General features: G+C 52.3%; 1 protein-coding gene. It reads right to left on the bottom strand.

The features are described 5' to 3' along the window. Positions 1-409, bottom strand: a 409-nt coding sequence (locus HCX50_RS19675; protein WP_237682618.1) for a hypothetical protein, incomplete at both ends; no start/stop codon positions are given.

The following is a 409-nucleotide window of genomic DNA, read 5'->3' as shown; positions in this document are numbered from 1 at the left end:
GGGTAAGACGCGGCGATGCCGGAGAAGATGATGCGTTTTTCAAAACCGAAATCGAGGTCGAATTTCAAAAGTTTGGTGCTGCCTTCGACGGCTTCGCAGTTCAATACTTTGGCGACGCGCATATCGATTTTCATAAAGTCGTCGAAGCCCGCCTGTTCGGCGACTTTTTCGTATTTACCCTCTTCAACGGGCGCGGATGCCGTCTGAATGCTTTGTTTGTTGGCTTCGATCAAATCGTCCACTTGTTTTTGCTCCACTCGTTGCATTAAATGTTCGTATTTGTTGATGGCGTGTTCGCCTAGGGTTTCGCGCGTGTTCTTCCAGGTAATCGCGTCCAGATTGAGGAAACGCGCGGCGTTGGCGGCGGTTTGCGGCAACACGGGGGCGAGGTAGGCGGTCAGCATGGTGA

The sequence above is a fragment of the Microbacterium sp. B19(2022) genome (assembly GCF_012030385.1).
Taxonomy (GTDB): Bacteria; Actinomycetota; Actinomycetes; order Actinomycetales; family Microbacteriaceae; genus Microbacterium; species Microbacterium oxydans_B.
The sequence above is the reverse complement of the archived record's forward strand: the minus strand, read 5'-3'. Positions and strand labels throughout refer to the sequence as shown.